The following is a 26,365-nucleotide window of genomic DNA, read 5'->3' as shown; positions in this document are numbered from 1 at the left end:
TGTCCGCGCCCCTGCGCGTCGTAATGGGCGCCGAGGGTAGTTGAAGCGCGTTCCGGTTCTCAAGTGAAAGACGAAGAACGCTGCGGACTTCTCGGCAGGCTACGCGGTCTTCGTCAGAAAACCCAGGGAGTACCGCGTGGCCACGTGCTCCAGGCGGGGGGCGGGTCCAGGCGGGGGGGCCGCGGGTACGACCACGACCACGACCACGACCACGACCACGGCGACGAGCACGACGACGAGCACGTGCGCGGGCACGGCCACCTCGAGGGGGAGCCGTCCGGTTTCTGGGCAGCGGCAGGCTTTGTGTGGTCCGCTTTATGTTTCCCCCCGGCGCGCCTTGACAGTGACCACCGTCGCTCACTAGCGTGCCCGCGCCTCGGGACGGCTCCGTACGACGGACAACCGAATGCCCGGCCGCCGGTGCGCGGGGCTGTCCGCCTCCGGCACGCGCCTCCAGATGGAGGCGCACGAGGTAGCGCCCGGTCTGCCGGGCGGACCCTCGTTGAAAGGGACCCGCGTTGCGGGGTCCCGACTGCATGTGGAAGCGGGCACGCCGCGAGCGCGGCGCGCCCAGGGAGCCAGCGGACCGTGCCAACAGCCGACATGACCGAACAATTTGCTCTGACCGCCGAGCGGCGAACCGAGTTCGAGAAGATCCTCGCGCGCTACCCGAACCGCCAGGCCGCGTGCATCCCCGTGCTCCACCTCTGCCAGGAACAGGAGGGGTGGGTCTCCGAGCGGGTGCTCCGCTGGGTCGCCGAGCAGCTCGGCCTCTCGGCGGCGCACGTCCAGGGGGTCGCGACCTTCTACACGCTCTTCAACAAGGAGCCCGTCGGCAAGCATCAGGTCTGGGTCTGCCGGACGCTGAGCTGCGCGCTGAACGGCGCGGACCAGGTGCTCCACCACTGCGAGAAGCGGCTCGGGATCCACGCCGGCGAGACCACGAAGGACGGGAAGATCACGCTGCGCACCGCAGAGTGCCTCGCCTCGTGCGGCACCGCCCCGATGATGCAGGTCGATCGCGACTACCACGAGGGCCTCACGCTCGAGAAGGTGGACGCGATCCTCGATCGGTTGACGAGGTGACGAGATGCTCCGGCTGACGCGCTATCTGACCAAGAACTACGACACGCCCGACGGCCACAAGCTGTCCGTCTACGAGAAGGGCGGCGGCTACCAGCAGGCGAAGCGCGCCCTCGGGATGACGCGCGAGGCGCTCGTCGAGGAGATGAAGGCGGCGAACATCCGCGGCCGCGGCGGCGCCGGCTTCGCGATGGGCGTGAAGTGGAGCTTCATGCCGTGGCCCCCGAAGCCCGAGCGGCCGCACTACCTCGTCATCAACGCGGACGAGGGCGAGCCCGGCACCTTCAAGGACCGCACCCTGATGGAGAAGAACCCTCACGCCGTCGTCGAGGGGTGCATCATCGGGTGCTTCGGGATCGGCGCCCACGCCGCGTACATCTACGTGCGCGACGAGCTGCACCTCTCGAAGGCGCGGCTCTGGGGGGCGATCGAGGAGGCGCGCGCGAAGGGCTACCTCGGCAAGCGCCCGTTCGGGATCGACTACCCCGTCGAGGTCTACGTCCACACCGGCGCCGGCGCGTACATCTGCGGCGAGGAGACGTCGCTCCTCAACTCGCTCGAGGGCAAGCGCGGCGAGCCGCGGCTCAAGCCGCCGTTCCCCGCCCAGTTCGGCGCGTTCGGGATGCCGACGACCGTGAACAACCTGGAGACGATCGCGGCCGTGCCCACGGCGCTCGAGCTCGGGGGGGAGAACTTCTCGAAGCTCTCCTCGCTGCACCACCTGAAGGACGGCGGCTGCCGGCTCTTCGGCGTGAGCGGCCACGTGAACAACCCCGGGATCTTCGAGGCGGCCGTCGGGGTCACGCTCCGCGACCTCATCTACGAGTACGGCGGCGGCGTGAAGCACGGGAAGCTCCTCGCGGTCATCCCGGGCGGCTCGTCGTGCCCGATCCTGCGCGCCGACGAGGTCGTCAACGCGCCGAGCGACAAGTCGCCGCTCCACCCGTGGCACGGCCAGAGCGTGCTCGACGTGCCGCTCGGCGTGGACACGTTCCGCGCGCTCGGGACGATGCTCGGGACCTGCTGCGCCATCGTGCTCAGCGACAAGGCGTGCCCCGTCCTCGCGATGCACAACCTGATGCGCTTCTACCGCCACGAGTCGTGCGGCCAGTGCACGCCGTGCCGCGAGGGCAGCGCCTGGATCCACCGGATCCTCGATCGCATCGTGCACGGCGAGGGGACGATCGAGGAGCTCGATCGGCTGCACGAGATCGCCGACAACATCATGGGCAACACCATCTGCGCCTTCGGCGAGGGCACGGCGATGCCCGCGCTCGGCTTCCTCCGGAAGTTCCGCAAGGAGTTCGAGGCGTACATCCAGACCAAGGGCCGCTCGTCGACAGGGGTGCTTACGCCGTGAAAATCTTCGAGTTCGCCTTCTTCGGGCTGGCGTCGCTGCTCGTCCTGCTCGGCGGCCTGGCCACGGTCGCGGCCAGGAACCCGATCCGCGGCGCGATGGGCCTGCTCACGTCGATCGTCGGCATCGCGGGGCTCTACCTGATGCTCTCGGCGGAGTTCCTCGCCGCGATCCAGATCCTCGTGTACGCGGGCGCGATCGTCATCCTCTTCCTCTTCGTGATCATGCTCCTCGGCCCGTCGGCGACGTCGCCGCGCGACGCCCGCACCGCGGTGCCGCGCTACGTGGGCGCCGGCGTCCTCGGGGCGAGCAGCATCGGCGCGCTCGCCCTGGTCGCGAGCGCGTCGAAGCCCGGGGTCGTGGCCGTCCCGGCCGCCCCCGAGTCGCTCGGGACCATCGAGGCGCTCGGGCACGAGCTCTTCACGAAGGGGATCGTGCCGTTCGAGCTCTCGGGCGCGCTGCTCCTCGTCGCCGTCATCGGCGCCGTCGCGGTCGCCCGCGGCAAGCAGGTCGACCCGACGCTGCTGCCCGCCGGCGGAGGCCCGGACACCGCGTCGCCGGAGCCGGGCGATCAGGGGGCCGCGCAGCCTGGCGCCCTCGCGGGGCACGCCACCCTGTCGGCGAAGGAGCCGCACTCATGATCTCCGTCCCCATCGAGTACTACCTCGTCGTCGCGGCGGTGCTGTTCGTGATCGGGTCGATCGGCTTCCTGCTGCGCAGGAACCTCCTGGTCCTCCTGATGAGCATCGAGCTGATGCTCAACGCCGTGAACCTCACGCTCGTCGCGTACAACCGGGTGCACCCGCACGATCACGCCGGGCAGATCTTCACCTTCTTCGTCATCGCCATCGCGGCGGCGGAAGCCGCAGTCGGTCTCGCGATCGTGCTCGCGTTCTACCGCATCCGGAAGACGATGCGCTCGGACGACGCCGATCTCCTGAGGAGTTAGCGTGGAAGCCCTGAGAGTCTTATTCCCCGCGTCCGAGTTCGCGCTGCTCGCGGTCATCCTCGGCCTGCCCGCGCTCGGCGCGTTCGTGAACGGCCTCTTCGGCAAGCGCCTCGGCAAGGACGCGGTCCGGCTGATGGCGCTCGCCGCGCTCGGCGGCGCCTTCCTGGCGGCCGTCACGACGTTCCTGATGCTGCCGCACGAGGGCGGCAAGCTCACCTGGACGGCCTGGCGCTGGTTCTCGATCACCGGCCGGATGGGCCAGTCGATCCCGATCGACGCCGCCTTCAGCGTCGACGGCCTGAGCGGGACGATGATCCTCGTCGTCACCGGCGTCGGCTTCCTCATCCACCTCTACTCGTCCGCGTACATGCGCGAGGACCCGGGGTACTACCGGTTCTTCGCGTACCTGAACCTGTTCATCTTCTCGATGCTCGTGCTGATCATGGGCGACAACCTCGCCGTCCTCTTCGTGGGATGGGAGGGCGTCGGCATGTGCAGCTACCTGCTGATCGGGTTCTGGTTCAAGGACGACAAGAACGCGAGCGCCGGCAAGAAGGCGTTCGTCGTGAACCGCATCGGCGACTTCGGCCTCCTCGTGGCGATGGCGATGCTCGCCTACTACACGGGCACGCTGAACTTCGACGGCATCGCGGCGAACGCGGGCAACCTGCTCGCCGCGGTGAAGATCTGGCCGATCGGCAACATGTCGGCCGACACCGTGCCCGGCTTCCTGAGCTTCCTCATCCCGTCGCAGCCGGTGCTCGTGTACGCGGGGACGCTGGCCGCGCTCGCGCTGTTCCTCGGCTGCGCCGGCAAGAGCGCGCAGATCCCGCTCTATGTCTGGCTGCCCGACGCGATGGCCGGCCCGACGCCGGTCTCCGCCCTGATCCACGCCGCGACGATGGTGACCGCGGGCGTCTACCTCGTGGCCCGGCTCTCGGCGGTGTTCGTGCTGTCGCCGTTCGCGATGGCCGTCGTCGCGGTGACCGGCGTGGCCACGGCGCTGTTCGCGGCCTCGATCGGGCTCTTCCAGAACGACCTGAAGAAGGTGCTCGCCTACTCCACGGTGAGCCAGCTCGGGTTCATGTTCATCGGCGTGGGCGTCGGCGCGTTCGCCGCCGGCTTCTTCCACGTGCTCACGCACGCCTTCTTCAAGGCCTGCCTCTTCCTCGGGGCCGGCTCGGTGATCCACGCGATGCACGCCCGCATCCACGACACCGACCAGTCCCAGGACATGCGCAACATGGGCGGCCTCAAGAACTACATGCCGCTGACGCGCTGGACCTTCCTCCTCGCGTGCCTCTCGATCGCGGGCTTCCCCGGGTTCGCCGGGTTCTGGTCGAAGGACGAGATCCTGTGGCGCGCCTTCTCCGGCCGGATCGAGTCCGTCTCGACGCGCGGGCAGCCGGTGTGGCAGTGGCCCGAGTGGCTCGGCCCGGCGATCTACTGCGTCGGGATCCTGGCCGCGACGATGACCGCGTTCTACATGTTCCGCGCGTACTTCCAGACGTTCCACGGCGAGTTCCGCGGCTGGACGATCGTGCGCGGCTGGAAGGACCCGCACCCGCACGGCCACCACGACGATCACCACGGGCACGCGCACGGCGAGAAGCTCGAGGGCCCGGAGCCGCACGAGTCGCCGCTGCCGATGACGATCCCGCTGATCGTGCTCGGGGCGCTGTCGGTCTTCGCCGGCTTCCTCATGGCGGAGCCGCTCGTGCACCTCACCCACAACCACGCGTTCGCGCCGCTCGCGCACCTGCTCGAGCCGGTCTTCTCGCTGACGGAGCGGGCGGTGAAGGCGCGCGAGGGGGTGGAGGGGCTGCTCTTCCCGATGATGCTGCCCGGCGTCGCGGCCTGCTTCACCGGCATCGGCCTGGCGATGCTCGTGTACTGGAACAAGCGCGGCGAGCCCGAGCGGCGCTTCGCCGAGAGCTTCCCGGGGCTCTACCGGCTCATCTACGACAAGTGGCGGATCGACGAGCTCTACAACGCCACGGTGGTGGGCATGGTCGACGCGATCGCCGACATCTTCACGATGGCCGACAAGTGGATCATCGACGGCATCATCGCGAAGCTCTCGGCCGCGCTGGTCGGGTTCTTCGGCACGGTGCTGCGCGCGCTCCAGACGGGCCGCGTGCAGGTCTACGCCGCGTCGATGGTCGTCGGCCTCGCCGGCGTCGGCTGGTTCCTTGTCAAGCCGCACGCGGACGCGAACGTCGATGACGCGGAGCTGCGCCGGTCCGGCGAGGTGAGGCTCTCGGCCGCGCCGGGGCTCGGCTACCGGTACCGCTGGGAGGCGCCCGGCCTGCCGGCGCGCGACTTCTCCGAGGCGGCCGACGTCACGGTGAAGCTCGAGCCCGGCGAGACCAAGGACGTCGTCCTCCGCGTGCGCAACGCGTTCGACCGCGAGGCGACCGAGACCTTCTCGTTCTCCAGGCCGGCGAGCCGCAAGACCCCCGCGGGCCCGACCACCATGCTGGGCTCGGACGTGCCCGCGCTGCCCCCGGGGGCAACCCCGGTGGAGCAGATCCATGACCTGATCCAGCCGAGAGGCCTGCAATGAGCGCGCTCGACCTCGTAACGCAGTACTGGCCGGCGCTCGCCGCCGGCGTCGTGGGAGCGATCCTCCCGCCGGGCGACGCGCAGGGCGCCGACGGCGCCCACGCCGGCGACGATCATCACGGCGGCCACGGCGACGACCACCACGGCGACGAGCACGGCGAGGCCCACGCCGCCCCGGGGTACACCCCGTGGCAGCGGGCCGGCCTCGGGCTCATCGCGGCGCTCACGGTGCTCTTCGTGCAGTGGCTCTGGCCGTCCGGCGCCGCGGCGGAGGCGGCGGGAGCGACAGACGAGTGGCCGTCGCTGCTCAACGTGCTCATCGGGCTGCCCTTCGTGGGCGCCGCCGCGGTGCTGTTCGTGCCGCGGCAGCTGCTCTCGCTGCTCCGGGGCGTCACGCTGGCCGTGCTCGGCGCGGGCTTCCTCGCCTCGCTGTGGCTGCTCACCGTGCCGATGACCGTGGGCTGGCACTTCCAGTCGATCAAGGAGTGGATCCCGTCGCTGGGCATCCGGTGGCACGTCGCCATCGACGGCATCAGCCTCTGGCTCGTCCTGCTGACGACGTTCATCGCGCCCATCGCGGCGTACGCGTCGTTCGGCTCGATCAAGAGCCGGATCAAGGAGCTCTGCTTCTGCCTCCTGTTCCTTCAGGGGGCGATGCTCGGCGCGTTCGTCGCGCTCGACCTGTTCCTGTTCTTCGTCTTCTGGGAGCTGATGCTGGTGCCGATGTTCGTGATGATCGGCATCTGGGGCGGCGTCGAGAAGATCAAGGCGGCGATCAAGCTCTTCGTCTACACGATGGCGGGCTCGATGCTGATGCTCGCGGGCATCGTGTACCTCGTGTGGGCGAACCAGAAGCTCACGGGCGCCTACACGTTCGACTACCTCGCGCTGTCGCGCGTCGTGCTGCCCCGGGGCGCGCAGATGCTCTGCTTCTGGGCGTTCTCGATCGCGTTCTTCATCAAGGTGCCGATGTGGCCGGTGCACACGTGGCTGCCGGACGCCCACGTGCAGGCGCCGACCGGCGGCTCGGTGATCCTGGCCGCGGTGATGCTGAAGATCGGGACCTACGCGTACCTGCGCTTCTCGATGGGCCTCTTCCCCGGCCCGGCCTCCAGCCTCGCGGCCAACCTGGCGGGCATCGCGATCCTCGGCGGGGTGATCTACGGCGCGCTCGTCGCCTGGAAGCAGTCCGACGTGAAGCGCCTCGTGGCGTACTCGTCGGTCGCCCACCTGGGCTACGTGATGCTCGGGCTCTTCGGCGTCACGCCGAGCGGGATCCAGGGCGCGGTGATCCAGATGGTGAACCACGGCGTCTCCACCGGCGCGCTCTTCCTCCTCGTCGGCGTGATCTACGACCGCCGGCACACCCGGGAGGTCTCGGAGTTCGGCGGCCTGGCGAAGGTGATGCCGGTCTACGCGACGCTCTTCCTGATCGTGACGTTCGCCTCCGTCGGCGTGCCCGGCACGAACGGGTTCATCGGCGAGTTCATGATCATCATGGGGACCTACGCCTCCGAGCGCCTCGGGACGTTCAGCGGGATCCACACGATCGGCGCCGCGGCGGGCGTCATCCTCGCCGCCGTCTACATGCTGAGCGTGGTGCAGAAGATGTTCTTCGGGCCGCTCACGAACCCGAAGAACAAGCACCTGCCCGACGTGACGCCCCGCGAGGGCCTCGCGCTCGCGCCCCTGATCCTCATGATCTTCGTGATCGGCCTGTTCCCTGCGATCTTCCTCGATCGGATGAAGGAGTCGGTCCTGTCTACTTACAACCAGTTCAAGGTCGTCTCCGGGCAGGCGATCCTCTTCGCGGACGAACGGAACGCGAAGCTCCTGCCCGAGGACACGTTCTCCCCCGCCTTCCTGAAGGGGGCGCCCTCGCTGGGATCCGGTGCGGGCGCGGCGGGGGCGGGTGACGACGAGCAGGCTCGGCGCGATCGGGCGGCGGGCGGCGCGCTCGCGGCGCGGGCGGGGGAGGCGGCGCGATGATCCTCGGACCGTACATCGCGGTATCGCCGCTCATCGTCGTCTCCCTCGGCGGCGCGCTGCTGATGCTCGCGGAGGCGTTCTCGCACCGCCGCGAGGAGTCGCACGATCGCCGCTCCGGCCCCTCGTCCGACATGGCGCTCGGGACGGCGATCACGCTCCTCGCCGGGGCGGTGTTCTCGGGCGCGGTCGGGTTCGTCGGCCCCGAGACGCTGGAGGGGTTCGACTCGCTCGCCCCGTACCTGGTCATGGACCGGTTCACGCTGTTCTTCTCCTTCGTGCTCTGCCTGGGCGGCGCGCTGGCGGCGCTGCTCGCCGGGGGGTACCTCCCGGAGCACCGGCTCGACCGCGGGGAGTTCTATCCGCTGCTGACCTTCTCGACGGTCGGGGCGATCATCCTCGCCGGCGCGGGGGATCTGCTGACGCTCTTCCTCGGCCTGGAGACGATGTCGCTCGGCGCGTACGCGCTGACCGGCTTCCGCCGGACGTCGCCGCGGAGCACCGAGGCGGCGATCAAGTACTTCCTGCTCGGCTCGTTCGCGGCGGCGCTGCTGCTGTACGGCGGCGCGCTGATCTACGGGGCGACGGGGCACACCGACCTCGCGGGGATCGGCGAGGTCATCGCGGGCGCGAAGGGGGCGGCGGCGCCGAACCCGGCGCTGCTGCTCATCGGGGCGACGCTGGTGCTCGTCGGGCTCGCGTTCAAGGTGAGCGCGGTGCCGTTCCACATGTGGACGCCGGACGCGTACGAGGGCGCCCCGACGCCGGCCACGACGTTCATGGCGGTCGCGGTGAAGGGCGCGGCGTTCGCGACGCTCCTGCGGGTGCTGCTCGGGGCGTTCGGTAGCCCGGCGCTCTCGTCGTGGGCCGCGGGCTGGCCGCCGGCCGTGGCGGTGATGGCGCTGCTCACGATGACGGTCGCGAACCTGATCGCGGGCCGGCAGGAGTCGGTGAAGCGGATGCTCGCGTACTCGAGCATCGCGCACGCCGGGTACCTGCTCGTGGGTGTGGCGGCGACGGTGCGGGCGAGCGAGGACGCGCAGGCGAGCGTGATGTTCTACCTGCTCGCCTACACGGTCTCGACGGTCGGCGCCTTCGGGACGCTCATCCTCTGCGGCAGCCGTGGGGCCGAGGCGGTGAGCTACGAGGACCTCTCCGGCATCGGCAAGCGGCACCCGGTGGCGGCGCTCGCGTTCTCGCTCTTCCTGCTGTCGCTGGCCGGCGTGCCGCCGACCGCGGGCTTCTTCGGCAAGCTCTACATCGTCAAGGCGGCGATGGGCGCGGAGCTGTACACGCTGTCGGTGGCGCTGCTCCTCAACAGCGTGCTGTCGGCCTACTATTACCTGCGGGTGCTCGTGTACATGTACATGCGCGAGCCGGCCCCCGGCGCTCCGATCGCGCGGCCGATGCGCTCGGGCTACGTCAACGCGGCCCTGGTGGTGTCCGCGGTGCTCGTGATGGTCCTCGGCATCTGGCCGACGACCTCGCTCGGGATCGCCGTCCGCGCGGTCCTGGCGTCACGCTAGAGCGGGGGTCCACCCGCTTCGGATACGGGCCCACCTCGACGTTTTCGGTGCTCGGCGTACCGGAGTACGCCTGCGCGCCGAAAACGCCGATCTGGGCCCGTCTCCTGTGCGGGTGAACCCCCGCTCGGCAACGCGGGTGCTGGCCTGGAAGAGCGCCGCCAACTCGTATGGCAACGGGGCGCCGGCGCTCGCGCTTCGTTCGGCAGCGAATACACGGTGCTGCGCGGGGCGCGCGAGTTGCTAGAGTCGGCGCCGATGCGAACCGGCGAGAAGCTGCAGAGAAGCGCGGGGGATGGAAGGATGCGAGCGGCGTGCGTCGCGCTGCTCGGAGCGCTCGGGTGTCAGGGAGGGAACGCGAGCAGCGGCGCGACCGCGGGGAGCGCGACACCGGCGGGGAGCGCGGCGCCCGTGGCCGCAGGGGCCGCGGCGGCGGCGGGGAGCGCGAGCGCTGCGCCGGGGACCGCGGCGGCGGCGGGGAGCGCGAGCGCCGGCGCTGTGGGGAGCGCGCAGGCCGGGGCGGGCGAGGCGCACGCGCTCTCGCTGACCTCCGAGGACGTCGCGAAGGTGATGAACCCGAAGCGACAGGCGCCGTACAGCGGGCCCACGGGGACGCTGCGAGGACGCGTCACCATCAAGGGCGACCCGCCGCCCGATACAGGGCTCAGCTTCCCGATCGGCAAGTGCGGTGAGGCCGCCGCGACCTACGGGCGGCTGTTTCGCGTCGGACAGCAGAACGGGGTCGCCGACGCGCTCGTCACCGTCGTCAACTACAGCGGCTACGTGCCGGAACGCGAAGAGGCGGAGAAGGTGACCATCCACGGGTGCGCGTTCTCGAAGCGGACCGTGGTCATGTCCTATGGCCAGCGGCTCGAGGTCGCGAACCTCGATCCGCTGGAGCCGTACATGCCGAACCTCGAGGGCGCCCCCTTCATGGCGGTCCTCGTCGCCGTGCCGCAGGGCGACCCGGTGAAGTTCTACCCGCCGCAGCCAGGCTACTACCACCTCGTGGACAAGCTGCCGAAGCCGTTCCTCAAGGCCGAGGTCTTCGTGCTCAAGTTCGCGACACACGACGTGACCGGGCTCGACGGCAAGTACGAGATCAAGGGCATCCCCGTGGGCAAGGTGCTCACCGCCGCCCTGCTGCCGGCCATCGATCAGGACGTGAAGAGGGAGATCGAGATCAAGGAGGGCGAGAACACGCTCGATTTCGAGCTCAACTTCGACCTCAAGAAGTACAACGAGAAGCCGCACACCAAGCCCTCACCTTGAGCCACAGGGCGGGGGTACGCGCCCGCGCCGCGCCGATCAAGGCGCGGCGCCCGCGAGTTCCCGGTGGACGCGCCGCTCGACCTCCTGGGACAGCGCATCTCCGGCGACGGGCGCGGGGGGCGGCGGGCCGAGCCAGGTGAGCGCGGCGTCGCGGCCGACGCGACGGAAGAGCAGCTCGGCAAAGAGGAGCCGGGCGAGCCGCGAGGGGGCCACCGCGGGGCCGCCCGCCGCCGCGGACAGGTCGAGGGCGTCGCAGGCCCGCGTCAGCGCGTCGAGATCGCCGCTCAGATCGGCCGCCACCGCGAGCGCCACGAGCGCCTCGGCGCTCGCCGGATCGGCCGCCGAGACGAGCTCGGCCTGCTCGCGGGCCTCGCCGATGCGGCCCAGCGCGGCCGCGCGCACCGCGACCTCGGCGGGCGTCAGATCCGCGTCGCGCGCCAGGCGGCGGGCGCGGCGCAGCTGGCCCAGGACGAGCGCCTCGTCGACCTCGGCCAGCTGCCCCCCTGACGGCATCCGCCGCCCCAGGACGGCTGCCCCCGGCGCAGCCAGCTCCCGCAGGCGCCGCGCAGCCTGCTCGGCCACCGCGCGATCGCCCGCCTCGACGGCCGCCGCGTGCAGCGCGCGCCACGCCTCCGTCGACCAGGGGCGCCGCACCACGAGCGCCCGCAAGGCGAGGCGCGCGTCGTCCGTGCGGCCCAGCCGCCGCAGGATCTCGGCCCGGAGCAGGGCGCCGTCGTCACGATCCGGATCGAGCAGGATCGCCCGATCGATCCGCTCGAGCGCCGCCTCGAGCCGCCCCGCCGAGAGATCGCAGCGCGCCTGCTCGCGGTAGGCCGGCTCGTAGTCGGGCTCGATCGCGCGGGCGCGCTCGAAGGCGGCGCCCGCCGCCTCCCCGCGCCCGAGCCGGCAGCGCACGGACCCGATACGAGTCCAGATGTCCGCGCTGTCGGGGTCTCCGTCCTCCGCCAGCTCGTACGCCTCCAGCGCCGTCGCGAGATCGCCGCGCGCCTCGGCCTCGGCGCCGATCGCATACAGCGCATAGGCGTGCGCCGCGATGTAACGACCCTCGATGATCTGGCCGTCGATCGAGCGCGCGACCCGGGGCGCGGCGCAGCCGGCAATGGACGTCGACGCCGTCAACGCCGTCAACGCCGTCAACGCCGCGGGCGCCGCGATCTCCGCGAACGTCGCGAGGAACACACGCGCCGCGCGCCGCGCGGCGGAGAGCGGCACGGCTACGCGCACGCGGCGATCTCGGCGAGGAGGTGATCGTTCTCCTCCGGGAGGCCGACGGTGATGCGGAGCCGGTGCGCGAGGCGCCCGCCCGCCGCGTGGAAGCTGCGCACGAGGACGCCGCGCGCCGCGAGCGCCTCGAAGACCTCGCCGGCAGGGCGGCGCGTGCCGATCCAGAGGAAATTGGCGTGGCTCGGCGCGACCGAGAGGCCGAGCTCGGCGAGCCCGGCCGCGAGGCGCTCGCGCTCGGCCGTCACGGCGGCGGCGGCGCGGCGGAGCTCGCCGCCGAGCTCCCGCAGGGCGAAGGCGGCCGCGCGCTGCGACGGGGTGGGCAGGTTGTAGGGCTGGCGGACCTTGTCGAGCTCGGCCACGAGCTCCCGGGCGCCGATGAGCCAGCCGATCCGCAGCGACGCGAGGCCGATCTTCGAGAGCGTCCTCAGCACGGCGACGTTCGGGTGCTTGCGCAGGAGGGCGAGCTGGTCGCGCGGGGCAAAGTCGATGTACGCCTCGTCGACGATCACGAGGGCGTCCCTCGCCGCGGCGACGACCACCTCGAGGCGGTCCTCCGACATGAGCGCGCCCGTCGGGTTGTTCGGCGAGGCGATGAAGACGACGTTGGGGCGCGCGAAATCGACGGCGCGCCCGAGGCCCGCCACGTCGAGATCCCAGCCGGCGTCGAGCGGGACCTCGACGACGCGCATCCCGCGCGCGCGCGCGCTCAGCTTGTACATGACGAAGGTGGGGCTGACCGTGACGACGCTCGCCGCGTCCGCGCCCTGCCGCGGGCGGCTGAGCGCGGTGAGCACGATCGAGATCACCTCGTCGGAGCCGACGCCGGCCAGGATCTCGTCGGGATCCGCGCCGCAGTGGGCGGCGATGGCCTCGCGGAGATCGAGGGCGCGCGCGTCGGGGTAGCGGCCCCAGTCCTCCGGCGCCGCGGCGCGCGCGAGGGCCGCCCGCGCCTCGGTCGAGAGCAGCGGCGGGCTCTCGTTGGCGTCGAGGCGCACAGGGAAGTGCCCCGCGACCGGGGTGTAGGCGTGGAGCTCGGCGAGCTCCGGACGAAGCAGCGCAGGGAGGAAATCGGGCAGCGGCATGGCTCGGTCCACGGTCGTCGCGGGCGCGGCGATGAGGGTAGGCGGAAGAGAGCGCTATACTACCCGCCTCCTTCCAGGACCAGAGGACCTCATGCCCACGATGAGCCGCGCGACCGTGCTCGTGCCGTCGCTATCGTCCCCCATCGTTCCAGACCTGAACCTGATCTTCTCGCCGGATTTCCCTCTGGAGGAGCGAGCGGGGGAGGCGTCCGCCATGCCGCGCGCCGCTGGGTCGCCCTGGTCGGTCGCGCGCGTCGGCGCCGTGGCAGAAGCGCTCCGGGAGGTGGCGCAGGAGGGCGCGCGCAGATTCGGGCCGCTGCCTGAGGGCGCGCTGCCGGAGAGCGCGCCCGGAGACGCCCTCGGGGCGTACGCGTTCTCGTGCGTGCGCCCGTCGTTCGCAGCGCCCTTCGCCAGCCGGCGTGAAGGCGTCCTCTTCGGCGAGCGCGTCCTGCCTGCGTTCGGGCTCTGGAACGACGTCGACGACGCGACGTGGTCGCGGGCCGCGGCGCAGCTGACGGTGCATCGCCACAGCGGCCCCGACGACTTCGTGATCGAGATCGAGGCCAAGGGGGATGAGCGCGTGGTTGTCGCGCGGTGCCCGCGCCCCGAGACGCTCGGGGCCGCCGTCGCGGAGGTCGTCGCGACGGCGCGGAGGCCGAGGGGCTGGCTGGGGAGATGGTTCGGCGTGAAGCCTTTCGACCGGCGCTGTGCGCTGAAGATCCCCCCGCTCGACCTGTGCGCGGCCCGTGTGCACGAGGAGCTCGTCGGCAAGCCGCTCGCGGGCGGGGAGGGGCGCCGGATCGGAGACGCCCGCCACGCCGTCCGCTTCCGCCTGGGCTGGGACGCGCTCCCGCCGACCGAGCCCGGGCCGCTCACCCTCGGGCGCGGCGATATGTACGAGCGCTACTTCGTGTGCGACGGCCCGTTCCTCGTCGTCGTCCTGGGTGCGCCGCCGCAGGACGAGGTGCGGCTCGCCGCCTGGATCGGGTCGCCGGAGCCGCTGCAGGGCGCGACCGCCGGCGCGCCCTGAGCGGCGGGCCGCCCGTCACTGCCCGAACGTGTACCAGCGCGGTTTGATGTCCTTGATCAGGTGACCGCCGCCGTTGACGTGCAGGTTGCCCGGGGCGTTGCCAGATCCGAGGCCGGTGGGCATTCCGCTGACCAGGCCGGAGGCGCCCGCGTTGCCCATCGCCCCGGCGGAGGCCACGCCGGGGACGCCCTTCGCGGTCGCGCCGGACGTGGTCGCGCCGGTCCGGTCCGCGACCGCCTGGGCGACGCTGCGGCCCATGAAGTTCGGCTTCGTCCCGCCGTTGCACGTGACGACGTCCACGCGCGCTCCGGGCATTTTCCCGTTGAACCCGGCGGCGTTCAGCTTGTCCGCGAGCTGGGCCCCCGAGATCTTCTTCCCCGCCCACTCGACGCTGCCCGGCCAGCCGTGGGTGTCGACGACGACATCCGTCTCGCCCTTGAGGCTGCCAGGCACGACCTGGTTCGGCTTGAGGATCGTCGCGCCCGGGTACTTCGCCGCGTACTGCGAGTAGTACGCGTTGTGGAGCTTGGGATCGTTCGAGGCCGTGATGATCGTGAGCAGCCCGAGCGGATCGATGAAGAGCGTCGGGTTCGGCACGAAGCCGATCTCCTGCAGCGAGCCCGAGAGGCCGATGGGATCCGGCGAGATGAACACGCGCAGGTCGGGCGCGTAGTAGCGGTACCGGTTGTAGTGGAGGCCGGTGAGCTCGTCGGCGCGCTGCCCGGCGAAGCGGAGCGCGCCCGGCTCGCCGCGCTTGTGGGCGACCTCGCCCCAGGTGGTGAGATCGATCTCGGTGATCTCGCCGGCCGCGTCGAGGGTGAGCCACGGCGTTCCCGCGGCGTCGGTCGCCACGAGGCGGAAGCCCGCGCCGCCCTGCGACTCGAGCAGCGGCATGTGACCTGACGCGTCGAAGACACGGCGCGTGACCTGCCCGCCCGAGGAGCGCTCCTCGACGATGCTGTCGCCGTCCCAGCCGAACCACGTGCTCCCCTGGCCGACGATCTCGGCCACGCGGCGGCCGAGCGCGTCGTAGATGTACTGGATCTTCAGCCCGTCGCCGCGCACGGCCTCGGTCAGCCGATCGTTCTCGTCGAAGGCATACCGCCATGTGCGCTGTGGATCGGGCGCGTCCCGGCCCGAGAGCCGGCCAAGTCGGTCCCAGGTCAGGACCTGGTCGCCCGCCGCGCGCGGCCTTCCGCCGGCGCCGACCGACGCTTCACCCCGCGCGATCGCCGTGCCGTGCGGCGAGTAGGAGAAGGCCTCGGTCGCGCTGAGCCCGCGGACGTCCACGGGCCGCCCGTGCGCGTCGAGCTCGTAGCGGCGCTCGCCGCGCTCGCTGTCGATCACGGCGGCCAGCGCCCCGACCGGGTGCCAGCGGTAGGCGCGGGAGCGGACGACGTCGCCCGACGCGCCCTCCACCTGGATCTCCACGGGGAAGCCCTCGGCGTTGCGCCGGGTCAGGATGGCGCCGACGCCACCGTCGCGCCGGCGGGCGCGCTCGCCGTCCTGCTCGTCGCGCTCGAAGACGAAGCGCTCGGCGGCGTCCGGATGGCCGACGCCCATCGCGGCGACCCGCCCGTACGCGTCGTGCTCCAGCGCCACGCGCCAGCCGGACGAGTACCGGCGCGCCACGAGCTGGCCGCCCTCGTCGTAGTCGTAGCTCGTGACGAACTTGAAGCCGCCGCACGTCTGGGTGTCCCGCAGGATCGCGCCGCGATCGTCGTACGCGAGCTCCGTCGTGCAGGCGCCGTTCGTCGCGCGCGCGACGCGCCCCAGGGCGTCGTACTCGAAGCGCTCGATGAGGCCCGACGAGTACTCCCGCGAGACGACGTTGCCCGCGCCGTCGCGCGAGAGCCGCACGATCGACTCGTCGGGGCGGAGGATCGACACGAGCCGGTCCGCGCCGTCGTACTCGTAGCGGTACTGGAGCCCCGTGAACGTCGTCTCGCGGACGAGGTTGCCGACCGCGTCGTACTCGAACGAGCGCCGCTCGCCCGCGGCGTTCTGCATCCAGCTCAGCCGGAGGAGCGCGTCGTAGCCCATGGTCCAGCGCGAGCCGTCCGGCAGCACCTGCTCGACGAGCGCGCTGGCCACGTAGCGGTAGTGCGCGCGGCCGCCGCCGGGGTACGAGGTCGCCGTGCACAGCCCGAGCCCGTCGAAGGCGCGCTCGGTGCGCTGCCCGCTCGGCCCCACGGCGCTGACGATGTTGCCCGAGGAGTCGACCTCGAGCGTGGTCGCCGCGCCGCCGGGCGACTCGATGCGCACGGGCATGCCGAGGAGATCGTACACGTAGGTCCACACGCGCTCCCCCTGGGCGTAGCGGACGAGGTTGCCGTGCGCGTCGTACTCGAGCGTGTCGACGAGGCCGCTCGGGTACGTGATCTTCGTGTTCTTGCCGCGCGCGTCGTACTCGGCCGTCGTCTTGCCGCGCGCGTCCTCGATCTCGACGACGCGCCCCCGGCTGCGCCGCTCGGTGGAACGCTGGCCGTTCGGGGCGATGGTGGTGACGCCCTGCCGCTCCTCGTCCGTCTGGTACCGGACCGTGCCGCCGCCGTCGCTGAGGGAGATCAGCCGTCCGGCGAGATCGTGGCGGCGTCGCTGCGTGGCCCCGGCGCCGTCGGTGACGGCGATGAGGCGCCCGACCCCGTCGTACGTGAACAGCATGGCGTAGCCGCGCGGGTCGACGTAGCGCTCGACGAGCCCGAGCGCGTTGCCCTGGTAGCGATGCACATGGCCGAGCGCGTCCGTCACCGTCGTCTGGTGAGGCTCGGGCCCGTACGCGACGCGCGTGTGGAAGATGCCGCGGGGACCGCCGGCCACGTGCGCCTCGGGGGCGCCGAGCGCGGCGAGGAGGTCGCCGCCGGGCAGCTCACCCCAGGTCTCCACGCAGCGCCGCTCGCCGCCCGCGTCCTGGTACACGAAATGGAAGACGACGCCGTCGGGGCGCGTCTCCGAGCGCAGGTAGTGCTCGTCGTCGTAGCTGAACCGGGTCTCCGCGCCGCCCACGTCGATGACCCGGACGAGGTCTCCGCGCCCGTCGAGCTCGTAGGTCACGAGGCGCCGGCGGTGCTCCTTGCCGCCCTCATCCGCGACGGCGACGGACCAGATGCGCAGGTTCCCGTCGCGGGAGACCTCCGCGCGGCGGCCGACCGAGTCGGTGATCGCCACGACCTCGTCCTGATCCCAGTCGATCGTGGCCGCGTTGCCGAAGGCGTCGCGCAGCTCGGCGAGCGCGTACGCCCGCGGATCGGCGGTGGGCCGGAGGACCCGCGCGAGGTCGTCGCCGAGGTCGACGACGATCGCGTCCCCGTCGAGGTGCACCTTCCGGCCGTGGGGGAGGAGCAGCGCTTCACCCGCCGCGGGCAGCCGCATCTCGGTGCGGCGCTGCTGGTCGTCGACGAGGACGAGGTGATCGCCGTTGCGCTCGGCGCGCCAGGCGAGGCTGTGCGACCAGCCCCACCCGAGGCCGCAGCGGTGGCGCACGGCCGAGGTGCTGTAAGTGCGGATCCACTGGACCCAGAGGAACCCGGTGAGCGTGAAGTCGGCCGCCGGGATCGTGAACAGCGTCCCGGTCACGACGTCGATCGGATGGCCCGCGGCCGCCAGGCCCTCCGCGCCCGGCGGCGCAGGCGGGCTCGGCGGCGCGGCGCCGCTGTTGCCCCCGCCGCCGCCTCCGCCGCCGTTGCCGCCGCCTTGCGGGCTGCCCCCGGGCGGGCCCCCGGCGCCGCCGCCGCCGCCCCCTCCGCCGCCGCCGCCGCCGCCTGCGCCGCTCGCGCTGGCGCCGGCGCCGACGGTGATGCTCTTGTTCATCTGGCCCATGCTGCCGGTGATGCCGGCCATGCCGAGCTCGATGATGACGTTCGGCGCGCCGAGCCAAGGGAAGCAAGGCCCGCCGGTGTTGAGGCTGACGACCTCCTTGAGCGTGCCAGGCTCGTTGCCGTGGCACGCCTTCATGCAGCCGCCGACCGTGAGGATCTTCGCGCCCTCGATCTTCGTGCGCATGCACGGGTCGATGATCCCCTCCGAGACCGTGCCCATGGTGGGGTAGGGGATCGGCAACGGGCTGGGCGCGGCCGGGGTCAGACACACGCTCACCGCCATACCGGTCATCTGGTGACCGGATTTCTCGGTGATGGTGTCCATATGGAGGGCGGTGACCTTACCCATGGTGACTGGATGGTCCCACGGTCCCGCGAGCGTGTGCAATCGCGGCAATCGCGAGCCCGCCGTCCGGTGGCCCGGGAAAGCTGCATGGCTCGGACGGCTCGCCGGGGGCGCGGCTGACGTGTGGGAGAGGGAGATGACCAGGCAGGAACGTCGGGCTCGTGCTTCTTCCTGGCGCTGGCGGCGCGGGCTCGCTCGGCGCGAGGCAGGCGTCCGCGATTAAATTGCCCTCATCGCCATGCCGCCCACCGCCTTCGCCGTCTGCCACCACGACGCGCCGCACGCGCATGTGCGCGTCTGCCCTCACCTCGACGTCGAGCACCGGCCGGGCGTGAGCCTCGTGTGGACCGGCGTGAGCGCGATCGCGTGGCAGCGGCTCGCCCCGCTGGCAGGGGCGAGCCTCGAGATCGCGCCTGCCGGGACCGGTGAGCCGGCGGCGCCCCTCGCGCAGGCCATGCGCGAGAGCCTGATCGACGAGCGCACCCTGGAGCCGGCGTACTGGGCCGCCTGGGCCGGGCCGCTCGCCGAGAGCTCGGCCGAGGCGCTCCAGCGGGAGAGCTGCCGCCTCTTCGACGTGGACTGGCCCCTGGGCGCGCCGTCCGGCGCGGACCCGGACAGGATCGCCCTGTGGAGCGGCTTTGCGATGCACCCGCGCTTCGATCCTCCGCTGGCCCGCGCTCCGTTCCCTCGATCTCATCACGGCGTTCAGGTCCCCTGCTTCGGCGTGTGGTCGAGCCCGGACGAGCCCGAATCCGTCTGGCAGTTGCGGGCAACGCAGGCGCTCGTGCATTTCCCCCGCTACACGGACGCCGAGCTCGTGGGCCTCTCGGACGAGGAGATCGACGCCGCATACAACCAGTTTGTCGTTGAGCTCCGCGCGGCCGAGCCCGAGGTCAGGATCATCGTGGCCACGTTGCCCGCCGGATCGACGCTAGCGCGCACGATCAGCCGCGCGCTCTCCCTTCTTCAGGAAGACGACGTGCACCCCCGCCGCCGTGCGACCCGCGCCCGGTTGGCGCCGTGGGATCATTCCACGAGCCTCGATCAGGCGGGAACGGAGGGCTCGTTCTTCTTCCTGCTGGCGCTCGCGGCGCGGGCCCGCTCGGCGCGCCGCTCCTCTTCCGCCGCGTCTTCGTAAGGCGACAGGAGGCGGTCACGGAGGAGCGCATGCGTCTCGTCCTTGTCGTCGTCGTACTCGGCGTGGACCTGGACCATGAGCGTGCCGTAGGCCTCGTGCCACGCCTCCACCGCCTTGATCGCCGGGTCCGCGCTCTTCGCCTCGGTGACGCCGAGCTTCTGGCCGTAGAGCGCGGTCCAGCGCCGGAGGCGATCAACCTCGGCCGCGAGCCCGAGGCGCTCCGCCGCCGCCTTCACTTCCTTGCCGTCGAGCGCCTTGATCATCGCGCTCATGCGCACCCACTGCTGGGAGTACACGAGCTTGACGAAGCCCGTGCCCGACGACAGCACCTCCGAGCGCACCAGCGCGGCGTCGGCCCGGCGCGCGGCCTCGTCATCGCTCAGCGGCAGGATGTCGTCGTGGTCGAACGAGCGTTCGATGCCGTCGAGCTGGGCGCCGAATGCGGAAATGCACCGGTCGGCGCCGCGATCGATCTCCGTCATGGTGGCGTCGGTGCTCCCGAGCGCCTCGACGGCCTCGGTGCGCGCGATGACGGACTGGACCGCTGCGTCGACCTTGGGGGCGAGCTTGATCTTCTTCGATTTCAGGGCCTCTCGGTGAGAGGCGAGCTTCGTACCTGCGACGATGCACCCGCTCGGCGTGAGCCGGCGGGCGAGAAACGCGGCTTTTCCCATGATGGCGGGGGTATCACGGCCGTGGGGGAGCCGAAGAGGCGGGCAACTTTGCGTCCATGAGGAGCAGCATTGCGTCCATGCCCGTGACGCAAGGCGGCCTCCTCTGCGAACGCACCCCGGGGCGAGGAGGCGCGGCGGAGAGGCGCATCGGCGACGCGGCGCGGGCTCCTCGGAGGGCGTCGGCGACGCGGCGCGGGCTCACTGGCGGGCGTCGGCGACGCGGCGTCGGAACTCGGGGAGCGTCGGCGACGCGGCGTTGGCTCCCCGGCGGGCGTCAGCGACGCGGCGCCGGTCTCGACGCGGCCTGGGCCCGAGGCGCCGCTACGGCAGCCAGCGGCCCACCTCCGCGATCGCGGCGGCAGCGCCGACGATCGCCGCCGAGCCCCCCAGCCTGCGCAGCAGCGGCGCGAAGTCCGTGAGCCCGCCCCAGCCGATCAAGAGGTTCTCGAAGTCGTCTTCCCAGCGGTTCCCGAGCACAGCGCAGAACACGCACGCAGCGTCGTCCAGCGCCATCCACGGCGCACATGCGAGCACGGATCGCAGCGTGTCGTCGTCGCCATGCTGCCAGTAGGCGTCCATGACCTCGGCCACGGCTCGTTCGCGGAGTGCTTCGGGCAGGTGCGGCACGATCGCCGCGAAGGCGGTCACGCGGAGGACGCCCTCCGTCCTGTCCGCCAGGCGCAAGGCTTCTTCCGGCTCAAGCCCCGCACACGCGGCGGCAGCCTGGTCATAACGCCCGGAGAGAAGAGACCCGAACTTGTTGGGAGCGGCGTCGCGCAGCCGGCGCGTGAGCTCCGGATCGGCCTCTGTCGGGATACCGGAGAACGAGGGGATCGGACATGGCACGAGCTCGCCGGCCTCACCGAGCGCGGCCCGCGCCTCGTCCGCCCACGCCTCCACCGCCTCCCGTTCGGCCCCGGTGAGGGTGCCTGCGAGCGTGAGAAGCGCCACCGCTCGCGCGCGCGCCGCGCCCGTCGGCTTCGCGAGATCCACGCTCGGCTCCTTGTAGGGGTGGGCGCGATCGTCTCGCGGTCCGTGCCGGCTTCCCTCCTTGGCGAACAGCGTCCCCTCGACGACGGCGCACCGCGTGATGTGGTTCAACGCCGCCGTGCGCTCCGGTTCGGTGGACGCATTGAACAGCGCCTCTTCCGCAGCCGTGCGCGCGCGGCGCGTGTCCGTGACGAACCCCACGAGCCCTCCCGGTCTGTCCATCCAGGCGGCGAGCCACGCCGGCGAGACGAGCTCCATGAAGGCGGACAGCGCAGGCGCTCGTCGCGACATGTGGGCCCCCAGGTACTCGACGAGGTAAGCAGGCCAGGCGATCGCATCGCCCGCGGGGGCCCTGGCCGCGCGCAGGCTGGCCAGGCCTCGATCGACGATGCCGTCTTCGAGTGACGCGATGTCCGCCGATGCAGCCCAGCGAGCACGCGTCGCGTCGTCGCGGAAGCGGTAGCCCCCGTCGTCTCCAAGGACCACGAGATCACGCGCCGGACGCGGCGCGCCGTGGAGCGCCTCGACCGACCCGCTGGATAGTCCGCACGCCGCGATCAGGTCGTCCTTCGATACCGGCGCGAGCGCCGCCGCCAGCGCGTCGAGGCATCGCTCCGCCGCGCGCCCTTCGTCCCCGCTCCCGGCCAGGGTGTCTCGCGCCTGCTGCACCGCCTCTTCTGAGGCGGTGGCGTCTCCTGTTAGGTGCAGCACCGCGGACCTCTCCTCCGTCCATTGGAGATGCTGACGCCAGTCCGAGCACCGGGCGGAAGGACCTTCTACGCCCACAGACACGAGGAACCGCACCCTGAAGCCGGCTTCGTTCAGAAATGGTACCCCCTTCTCCGGCCCCCAGTCCGCCGCGCGCTCGAGGCCGTCGACGATCACGAGCAACACAGGATCTTCCATCTCCAGATCCCACCGCAACGCTCCCGCGATCGACCACCGGAGCTCATTAGGGCTGCTTGGTCGAGAGAATGCTGCTGACCGCGAGCTTCGAAACAGACCGAGGAGCACCTTGAGCGCCTCGCGTTCCACCGCGGTTCCGAAGCACGAGCTCACCGGAAGAAAGATCACCTCTGCGCTATTGCGCGTCGCCATGGAGAGGGCCCATCGCGCGAGGGCCGCGGTGCGCCTCGTCTGATCTGCGCCGACGACGAGCGCACAGCTCGGCCCTTCCGCGAACCACCGGTCGAGCGCCGTGAGGAGAGCGGCGTCTTGCTCGGAAGCGGACCGGGCCAGGGCGTCCTCTTGAAGCCATCGCCAGAACTCGGCCAGGCCAGCATGCGACCGCGCGTACCCACCCTCCGGCCCGCGCAGTCGATCCACCGTATGCATCGGAGGCTCTTGGCCGTCAGGCATTGAATCTCTCATCGTCTCCTCTTTTGCGCCTGCTGCAGTACCTGCTCGGAGAGGGGGGTGTACGTCGTTTCTCCGTCCCAAGGCTTGATTTTCTCGGGTTTTCTCGGTGCGTGTCCTATGATGCCCTTCGTGATCCCCATGTCGTTGAACATCTGCTTGCATGCGGCGCACGGGTTGGCGCCGAACCGAACGCCCTTGTCGTAGTGGTGCTTGGTGCCTTCGTAGGTCTCGATGGTGTAGCCCTCCTCGTTGAACAGCTTCGCGATGTCCTCTTTCTTCGTGTTCGGTCCCATCTTGCGAGCGAGGCTCGTGAGCGCCGTCATCTCTGCGCAGGAGGTGCGATCGGGCAGCGGCACCGCCGGATGCTGTTCACCGACACCTCCGCCTTGTTTGAGGTTGTGTCCTTCTGCGACCACGTTGCCCCGCGCGTCCTTGATGACGGAGTACATCAGCCCGTCGGGGTCGACGGCGGACGTGGGGCAGTTGGCGGCGTAGGCGAACGGGTTGAGCCCGCCCTCGATGCCGATGGGGTCGGGGCTGATGTACCGGCCCAGCTTGGGGTCGTAGTAGCGATGGCGGTTGTAGAACAGCCCGGTCTCCTCGTCGGCATACTGCCCGCGGAAGCGGATGGGCGTGCTCGTCGAGGCGCCGTCGGCCACGGCGGCCGCGCCCCACGGGGAGCGCAGGAACTCGCAGCCGAGCCGGCCGTCCGGGCCCACGAGCGCCTCCGGGGCGCCGGCGTCGTCGTTCACGTAGTGCCACCACGGCGACACCGTGCGCACGCCGCCCTCCGTGCGCGCGTCGCGGTGCGCGAACGGGATCGTCGAGCCTTGCTCGAAGACGTAGGTGCGCTCTTCGACGATGGGCGCGCCGCCGGCCGCTGCGCTGTGCTTGATCTCGTGGACCAGCGCGCCGCCGTCCCACACGAAGCGCGTCGCCTCGAGGAGCGTGCGCCTGCCGTCCACCTCGCGCCGCCACAGCCGCTTCGCCACCCGGCGAGCGAAGGGGTCGTACTCGAACGAGACCACCGTCCCATCCGGCCGCTCCACGGCGTCGAGCCGGCCGGCGGCGGACCAGCGGTAGCGCGTCACCGCCTCTTCCCCTGAGGAGCGGCGCTCGCGTCGCGCGACGAGGCGCCCTTCGGCGTCCCAGACGTAGCGCTCGGCGCCGCAGCGCTCGATCCGGTCTCCCGGCCCGTACAGGCGCCCCGGCGCGCCAGGCGTGACGTCGTGCACGTTGCCTGTCTCGTCGTACCTGAACGAGGCCTCCTCTCGGCCCTCCCGCAAGACACGCGCGAGCTGGCCGATCGGATCGTAAGAGAACTGCGTGGTGCCCCGCCGCTGGTCCCAGCGCATCGCGAGGAGCCCGTCGCTCGTGTAACGGAACGCCTCGGCGCGGACGGTGGCCGGCGGCACCGGGCCGACCCATGCGGGCTGTCCTGCTCCGACCGCGGGCGCCGCCGCGCGCGCGATCACCCTGCGCTCCGAAAGCCGCCCCAGCGCGTCGTACGCTGCCTCGATCCTCGTCCCGCCCGGGAGCACGCGCGTGACCTCGCGGCCGAGGACGTCGTTCTGGGACACCGAGGCGACCTCGCCGTCGAGCGCGAGCTGCACCTGTCCGCGCGCGAAGTCGTGGGTCCATTGCGCCGCGTGCCCGAGCGACGTGCGGCGCCCGGCGACCTCGCCCGTGAGGCGGTAGTCGATCCGCACGTCGGCGCGCTCGCCCGCGACGTGCTGCTCTTCACGCACGATCCAGCCGTTCGCGTTGCGCTGGAACGCGAACAGCCCGGCAGGGCACGCCGCGGCCACGATGTCTCCCTTCTCGTCGTGCTCGAACGACTCCTCCGTCCCGTCGGCGAATACCCGCCGCACGAGCCGCCCGGCGGCGTCGCGCTCGTACTCCGTGCGCTCGCCCAGGCCGTTCCTCGACCACACGACGCGGCCCATCGCGTCGTGACCGTAGCGCGTGACGCGCCCGTCGAACGCGTGCTCCTCCACGACGAGCCCCGCCGGATTCCGCGTGAAGCGGTAGATCTCGCCGCGGGCGTTCTTGACGTAGGAGAGCCACCCTTCGCGGTTGTAGCGGAGCTCCACGACCTCGCCGTTCGGCTTCTCGATGCGCGAGAGCTTGTGGAAGCCGCCATAGGACAGGCGCGTGGTACGACCCTCGGCGTCGGTGATTGCAATGATGTTTCCGGCGCCGTCGTGGGCGTACCGCTCGATGGCCCCGTCAGGCGAGCGCACCGAGAGCAGGCGGCCGGCGTTCGAGTACGTGAACGCCGTCCTCCCCCCGCGCGCGTCGAGGATCTCGACGCACCGGCCCCACGCGTCGTACCTGGCCTGCGTGCGTGCCCCGAGCTCGTCGACGCGCTCGATCACGTTGCCGTGCGCGTCCCGCGCGAAGACGATGGTCCTGCCGTCGGGCCACTCCGCCCGGACAGGCTGCCCTCGCGCGTCGAAGCGCACGATGCACGTTGCGCCGAGCGGGTCGGTCCAGCTCAGCTCGTCGCCCGCGCGGTGCACGCGCGTCGAGGCGCCGTCAGGCCCGAACACCTCGAGGATCTCGCCCGCCGGATCGCGGCGGATCGTCGTCACGCGCCCGAGCGGATCGACCACCCTCGTCTCACGCCCGAACAGGTCGCGCTCCCAGGTGGTGGTCGCCCCGAGCGCGTCCGTGAAGGAGGTGAGGAAGCCGCGGTCGTCGTAGCTGCGCAGGAAGACGCCGAGCGGCGTGACCGCCTTGGCGACGAGGCCGTGCGCGTTGCCGAAATAGCGGTGCAGTCCGACCGAATCCACGGCCTCGGAGTAACCGTCATCCCCATACTCGAATTTCGTGTGGAGGACCCCTCGCGCCTTCGTCTCATGATCCGCAAGGACCGCGGGGACATCCTCCGCGAGGCTGATGTCCGTGGCGCCTGGAACCTCTCCCCAGGTCTCCACGCATCGGCTCGCCGCGTCGTAGCGGAAGAAGAAGGTGAGGCCCGTCGGGCCCGTGGTGGACGTCAGCAGGTTTCGCTCGTCGTACGCGTACGTCGTGAGCTCGCCATCGGCGTCCTCTGCGCCGGTCAGCCGCCCGTGTGCGTCGTACGAGTACCGGACGAACGGGACCCACCTCCCCTGTTCGAGCGCGTTCTTCGCCTCCAGAGCGGCAATATGGCCATCGCGCCCGCGGACGACGCGTACGACCCGTCCGGCGGCGTCGGTCACCTGAACGAGATGGCCTTGCTCGTGGTCCAAGACGATGCGGTTGCCCCAGCGATCGGCGATCGCCGAGAGGCGGTAGGTCATGCCGTCGTCCGACGGCACCTGAAGTTCGAAAATGAGGCGCGGACCGTCTGGTAGATCGAGCCGGAACCCGAGGCCCTCTCGGTGCAGGAGCCAGCCATGGGGGCCGATCGCACCGGCGCCCGGTTCAATTCTGCCGAAATCGTGCTCCACGCCGTCGGACGTGATGACGCGGACCGACCGCCGGCGCTCGATCACCTGCCACACGAGCGAGAAGGTCCACCCCGGTCCGAGGCCTACGTCACGGTCGCGCGACGTGCTGGAATACGTGCGCTCGATCCGAAGCGGCAGCGGGCTCGGAAGAAAGAGGTCGACGGCGGGCAGCGTGAACACGCGGCCTGTCACGACGTCGACCGGATCGCCGCGCGACATGGTGCCGCTCGTACCGGGCCCGTGGTGGTTGGGGCAGCCGCCGCCGTCGGTCGAGCCGGTGCCGCACGACCCCGCGCTCTTCCCGCCGCCGTCAGCGTCACTGCCGCCGCCCTTCCCGTCGGCTCCCCGCGCGCCTGTCGAACCGCCGCCGCCTTTCCCCCCGGACCCGTCGCCGCCTCCTCCTCCGCCCATCACGAAGACTCCCGGATTCATGCCGGGGATCGCGGGGATGTTCGGCACAGGCGCTGTTCGCATGCGGCCATCCTCGACGGCGCGACGCGAAAGGGCAACG

At 71.4% G+C, this 26,365-nt stretch carries 17 protein-coding genes; 10 read left to right on the top strand and 7 right to left on the bottom strand.

All coding sequences use genetic code 11. The features are described 5' to 3' along the window. Positions 1–99: 99 nt before the first annotated feature. Positions 100–255 (bottom strand): hypothetical protein, encoded by a 156-nt coding sequence (locus tag WMF39_RS23260; RefSeq protein WP_437747649.1) that lies wholly within the window; start codon positions 253–255, stop codon positions 100–102. A gap of 348 nt (positions 256–603) precedes the next feature. Between WMF39_RS23260 and nuoE the strand changes: the two genes are divergently transcribed. The 8 genes from nuoE to WMF39_RS23220 all read left to right on the top strand — a co-directional run bounded on the left by nuoE (position 604) and on the right by WMF39_RS23220 (position 10,735). Continuing rightward, positions 604–1,086, top strand: coding sequence for an NADH-quinone oxidoreductase subunit NuoE (nuoE, locus tag WMF39_RS23255; RefSeq protein ID WP_044965469.1), 483 nt, complete (start codon positions 604–606; stop codon positions 1,084–1,086). A 4-nt stretch (positions 1,087–1,090) separates the two neighbouring features. Then, positions 1,091–2,443 (top strand): NADH-quinone oxidoreductase subunit NuoF, encoded by a 1,353-nt coding sequence (nuoF, locus tag WMF39_RS23250; RefSeq protein ID WP_437747648.1) that lies wholly within the window; start codon positions 1,091–1,093, stop codon positions 2,441–2,443. Further along, the gene (locus WMF39_RS23245; protein WP_437747647.1) at positions 2,440–3,081 is read left to right on the top strand and encodes an NADH-quinone oxidoreductase subunit J family protein; all 642 of its coding nucleotides are present in this window, start codon (positions 2,440–2,442) and stop codon (positions 3,079–3,081) included. The genes nuoF and WMF39_RS23245 overlap by 4 nt, the downstream gene beginning before the upstream one ends. After that, positions 3,078–3,389 carry an NADH-quinone oxidoreductase subunit NuoK gene (nuoK, locus tag WMF39_RS23240; protein WP_272093012.1) on the top strand — a complete coding sequence of 104 codons (312 nt, stop codon included), beginning with the start codon at positions 3,078–3,080 and terminating at the stop codon, positions 3,387–3,389. Before WMF39_RS23245 ends, nuoK begins: the two co-directional genes overlap by 4 nt. Position 3,390: 1 nt before the next feature. Continuing rightward, positions 3,391–5,955 carry an NADH-quinone oxidoreductase subunit L gene (gene nuoL / locus WMF39_RS23235; RefSeq protein WP_437747646.1) on the top strand — a complete coding sequence of 855 codons (2,565 nt, stop codon included), beginning with the start codon at positions 3,391–3,393 and terminating at the stop codon, positions 5,953–5,955. After that, complete coding sequence (locus tag WMF39_RS23230; protein ID WP_437747645.1) at positions 5,952–7,943, top strand: complex I subunit 4 family protein; 1,992 nt, start codon at positions 5,952–5,954, stop codon at positions 7,941–7,943. Before nuoL ends, WMF39_RS23230 begins: the two co-directional genes overlap by 4 nt. Continuing rightward, positions 7,940–9,466 carry an NADH-quinone oxidoreductase subunit N gene (locus WMF39_RS23225; protein ID WP_437747644.1) on the top strand — a complete coding sequence of 509 codons (1,527 nt, stop codon included), beginning with the start codon at positions 7,940–7,942 and terminating at the stop codon, positions 9,464–9,466. The genes WMF39_RS23230 and WMF39_RS23225 overlap by 4 nt, the downstream gene beginning before the upstream one ends. A 255-nt stretch (positions 9,467–9,721) precedes the next feature. After that, complete coding sequence (locus WMF39_RS23220; protein WP_437747643.1) at positions 9,722–10,735, top strand: hypothetical protein; 1,014 nt, start codon at positions 9,722–9,724, stop codon at positions 10,733–10,735. A gap of 36 nt (positions 10,736–10,771) precedes the next feature. On the opposite strand, the gene WMF39_RS23215 is transcribed toward WMF39_RS23220, so the two are convergent. Beyond that, positions 10,772–11,980, bottom strand: coding sequence for a tetratricopeptide repeat protein (locus tag WMF39_RS23215; RefSeq protein WP_437747642.1), 1,209 nt, complete (start codon positions 11,978–11,980; stop codon positions 10,772–10,774). Continuing rightward, positions 11,971–13,062 (bottom strand): histidinol-phosphate transaminase, encoded by a 1,092-nt coding sequence (gene hisC / locus WMF39_RS23210; protein WP_437747641.1) that lies wholly within the window; start codon positions 13,060–13,062, stop codon positions 11,971–11,973. Before hisC ends, WMF39_RS23215 begins: the two co-directional genes overlap by 10 nt. A gap of 91 nt (positions 13,063–13,153) precedes the next feature. Here hisC and WMF39_RS23205 point away from each other — a divergent pair, with 91 nt between their 5' ends. Beyond that, positions 13,154–14,092: a hypothetical protein gene (locus WMF39_RS23205; protein ID WP_437747640.1), complete on the top strand. Its 939-nt coding sequence runs from the start codon at positions 13,154–13,156 to the stop codon at positions 14,090–14,092. 15 nt (positions 14,093–14,107) lie between these two features. Here WMF39_RS23205 and WMF39_RS23200 read toward each other — a convergent pair whose 3' ends face one another. Next, positions 14,108–18,259, bottom strand: a complete 4,152-nt coding sequence (locus WMF39_RS23200) for a PAAR-like domain-containing protein (protein ID WP_437747639.1) — start codon at positions 18,257–18,259, stop codon at positions 14,108–14,110. 235 nt (positions 18,260–18,494) lie between these two features. Between WMF39_RS23200 and WMF39_RS23195 the strand changes: the two genes are divergently transcribed. After that, positions 18,495–19,394, top strand: coding sequence for a hypothetical protein (locus tag WMF39_RS23195; RefSeq protein WP_437747638.1), 900 nt, complete (start codon positions 18,495–18,497; stop codon positions 19,392–19,394). Here WMF39_RS23195 and WMF39_RS23190 read toward each other — a convergent pair. The 3 genes from WMF39_RS23190 to WMF39_RS23180 all read right to left on the bottom strand — a co-directional run bounded on the left by WMF39_RS23190 (position 19,301) and on the right by WMF39_RS23180 (position 26,328). Next, positions 19,301–20,068, bottom strand: coding sequence for a phosphoenolpyruvate--protein phosphotransferase (locus WMF39_RS23190; protein WP_437747637.1), 768 nt, complete (start codon positions 20,066–20,068; stop codon positions 19,301–19,303). The two genes, WMF39_RS23195 and WMF39_RS23190, sit on opposite strands and share 94 nt — an antisense overlap. A gap of 321 nt (positions 20,069–20,389) precedes the next feature. Next, positions 20,390–22,393: a hypothetical protein gene (locus WMF39_RS23185; RefSeq protein ID WP_437747636.1), complete on the bottom strand. Its 2,004-nt coding sequence runs from the start codon at positions 22,391–22,393 to the stop codon at positions 20,390–20,392. A gap of 32 nt (positions 22,394–22,425) precedes the next feature. After that, on the bottom strand, positions 22,426–26,328 hold the full coding sequence (locus WMF39_RS23180; RefSeq protein WP_437747635.1) for an RHS repeat-associated core domain-containing protein: 3,903 nt from the start codon (positions 26,326–26,328) through the stop codon (positions 22,426–22,428). Between the last annotated feature and the right edge of the window lie 37 nt (positions 26,329–26,365).

This window comes from Sorangium sp. So ce1504 (genome assembly GCF_051521635.1).
GTDB lineage: Bacteria > Myxococcota_A > Polyangia > Polyangiales > Polyangiaceae > Sorangium > Sorangium cellulosum_B.
Note: the sequence above shows the minus strand (reverse complement) of the source record. Positions and strands in the feature narration are given on the sequence as shown.